This window comes from Sphingomonas sp. 28-62-20 (assembly GCF_002281505.1).
In genome coordinates, this window is sequence record NZ_NCGH01000056.1 from 1 (window position 1) to 2,511 (window position 2,511).

Annotated in this window: 5 protein-coding genes; all 5 read left to right on the forward strand. The window is 63.4% G+C overall.

Annotated features, from left to right (window positions below; all coding sequences use genetic code 11):
* The coding region (locus tag B7Y43_RS19805; protein WP_374133381.1) for a DUF736 family protein at positions 1-367 on the forward strand (367 nt) is incomplete at its 5' end.
* Between the two features lie 185 nt (positions 368-552).
* A complete protein-coding gene (locus B7Y43_RS19810; protein WP_374133382.1) occupies positions 553-1,068 on the forward strand; it encodes a hypothetical protein in 516 nt (171 codons plus the stop codon).
* A complete protein-coding gene (locus tag B7Y43_RS19815; protein ID WP_374133383.1) occupies positions 1,062-1,433 on the forward strand; it encodes a hypothetical protein in 372 nt (123 codons plus the stop codon). The genes B7Y43_RS19810 and B7Y43_RS19815 overlap by 7 nt, the downstream gene beginning before the upstream one ends.
* Before the next feature lie 75 nt (positions 1,434-1,508).
* Entirely contained in the window at positions 1,509-1,811 is a 303-nt protein-coding gene (locus B7Y43_RS19820; protein ID WP_374133384.1) for a type II toxin-antitoxin system prevent-host-death family antitoxin, read from the forward strand.
* Positions 1,792-2,196, forward strand: a complete 405-nt coding sequence (locus tag B7Y43_RS19825; RefSeq protein WP_374133385.1) for a hypothetical protein — start codon at positions 1,792-1,794, stop codon at positions 2,194-2,196. The genes B7Y43_RS19820 and B7Y43_RS19825 overlap by 20 nt, the downstream gene beginning before the upstream one ends.
* Positions 2,197-2,511 lie beyond the last annotated feature (315 nt).

Below are 2,511 nucleotides of genomic sequence, written 5' to 3' on the forward strand. Positions count from 1 at the left end.
GGCGCTCTCGGCGGACCGCCGCAGCTGGGTCAAGATCGGCGCGCTCTGGGAATACTCGTCGAACGAGACCGGCGAGTGCTTCCTGTCGGGCCAGATCGACGACCCCAGCCTCTCGGCGCCGATCCCGGTGGCGATGTTCCAGCAGAACGACGGCAGTTTCAATGTCGCTTGGCGCCGTTCGAAGCCCAAGGCCTCACTCGACGGCTTCGGCAGCGAGAGCGAAGGTGCCCTGCCGCCGCTCACCGCCACCGGTGACGAACCGGCCAGCGACCGCGGCGTTGACAGCGGCGCTGCCAGCGGCGACGGTCTGGGCGAGAGCACCGCTCCGGCACCCAAGGGCAAGACGCGCGTGAGCGTCGACGCCTGACCGGGACAAGCCCCCCCGTGACCGGTGCCGCGACCCGCGCCGGTCACATCGGGAAGGCCCGTCCGCGCATTCGTCGCGGGCGGGCCTTTTCCTTTGCCCGCTGCTTTCAAGCTGACCAGACCTGCTGCAGGAACTCTGCCTGCGAGAGAGGAGGGGGAGGTGCCGTTCAAGCAAAGGAGGCTTGAATGGCACAGACAAACTGGACTCTCGATCTTGGCGGCGCTCCGTGGAACGAAGACTGCGCGCAGATCGGCCACACCCCCAATTTCGACCTCGTGAATACCGCAGAAGCCATGCTCTACAGAGCTGCGCTGATTGCGTTTGCCGGATCGCCGCCTGCCGGCATTAGCCTGCGGATCAAGGCCAACGCTCATGATTTCGGGACCTACCGGACAGTCGAGGCGAGCATCGACAATGACCGGGACGATGGCAGCCATGCCAGCTATCTCGAGGCCCTCGAGACCGGCATCGCCTTCTGGCATCAGGCCGGGTTTGCACCGCCTGAATTCGGCAAGCTGACGGCGAGCGATCAGCTTGCGGGTTTCGTCGTGGATGCCGTCGCAAGCGCGCTGCGTATCACACGGCCGAGCAGCACCGGCGCCTTCTTTCCGGCGTCCTCCGGGCCGCTCCGCCGGAACCTCACCGCAGCCTTTCCGGAGGCGGCGCAGCGCGCCTTCTCCGAAGGGGGCCTGCCATGCTGACTGATAGCGAGCGCTTCGCCTTCAGCGCCTGGCGGATCCATGCGTTCGCGTCGACGGGCAATGCCTACGACGCGGTTCAGACCGACGAGACCATCGCTGCCGGCGATACTCTGCTCATGCTCGATGAAGGGGTTGTCGGCGTCGCGATGACCTGGCCCTTTGCTGTCACTGCAAAGCCGGGCAAGCTTCATGCGGTCAGTGAGCCCCGCGCTGGCGAAAGCCTCGAGCACATCGAAAAGGCGCTTGGGGTTCCAGACAGGTCAATCGTTCGAGCCTGCCGCCTCGCAAGGGTTCTGGGCTTTGCGATTGATGCGGGCCTCGTCCCATTGTTGCCGGAGCTGCTGGCGACAGAGGCGGGCGGCTAGCGCGGCAAACGTCACCACAGAAATCTTGCTATTTTGGCCATAATTGCTATTTTAAGGCCAAGAGGAGATACCACCATGCCAGCGGCGCCGAATGAGCATCCGAGGGTTCCCCTGACCCGGTTTCACAACAACACCGGCGAGTTCCTCGATCTCGCAACCAAGCAGCCGGTTGTCCTCACCAGCCATGGCCGCGAGCGGCATGTGATCGCAGATAGCGAGTATTTCCGCCATCTCGAAGAGACGGCGCGCGGCGTCATTGCAGATCACATGAATATCGAAGCTGTCGCTTCGTCCGACATGACCGAAGCCGACCGCAAGGCTTTTGCCAATGCTCGGCCTTCGGACAGCGAACTCGCCAATGATTGCTGGGAAGACTGACCGCCCCGCCGCAGGCCATATCCTTCGATACGTCTACCTCTTCGAGGAAGAGTTCAGACGGGGCCGCGACGAAGGCGTCAAGGAACGCTTCGTCGTCGCCGTGGGTGTGGAAGGGTCACGCTATCTGGTCGCCGCGATCACCACCAAGGGCGAAGGGCGAAAGAACGCCATCGTGATCCCCGATGAGATTGCACGCACAGCAGGGCTTGCTCCCGGTAGCGCGATCGTCATTTCGGAATTCAACCGCTTCACCTGGCCCGGATTCGACATCCGACCCCTGATGAAGCAGCCCGGGTACATTGCCGGACGCTTCCCACCGCGGTTCACGGCAAAGATCATCGATGCCATTGCAGCCTGGAGAGCAGCTCCCGTCGATCGGGATTGATTGGCGAAACGTGCAGACAGGCAGGCCCCATGGGGGCCTTTTCCTGTTGTGCATCAACGCGAGGCCAATGGCGCCAACCCTGCGATCGGCAGACCAAATGGCCAAGGTCAGGTCTTCCGGACGACTGCCGCCAAGGGACTATTCGCTCCCCGAAATTGGCGAGGACAGGCGATCAATCATGCGACCAACGCCAGCGTCAGCAAGCCGAGACGCGCTGAGGTTGATGTCCAGGCACGCAATCAGCCCCTGTGCCAACAGCACGTCCGCCGCCCAGTGCCCCTGCCTCTCTGGTCGAGCTTAGGGCCAACCTGCAGA

Coding starts and splice junctions, on each gene's coding strand:
- B7Y43_RS19815 (WP_374133383.1), top strand. CDS start 1,062: ATGCTGACTGATAGCGAGCGCTTCGCCTTCAGCGCCTGGCGGATCCAT.
- B7Y43_RS19820 (WP_374133384.1), top strand. CDS start 1,509: ATGCCAGCGGCGCCGAATGAGCATCCGAGGGTTCCCCTGACCCGGTTT.
- B7Y43_RS19810 (WP_374133382.1), top strand. CDS start 553: ATGGCACAGACAAACTGGACTCTCGATCTTGGCGGCGCTCCGTGGAAC.
- B7Y43_RS19825 (WP_374133385.1), top strand. CDS start 1,792: ATGATTGCTGGGAAGACTGACCGCCCCGCCGCAGGCCATATCCTTCGA.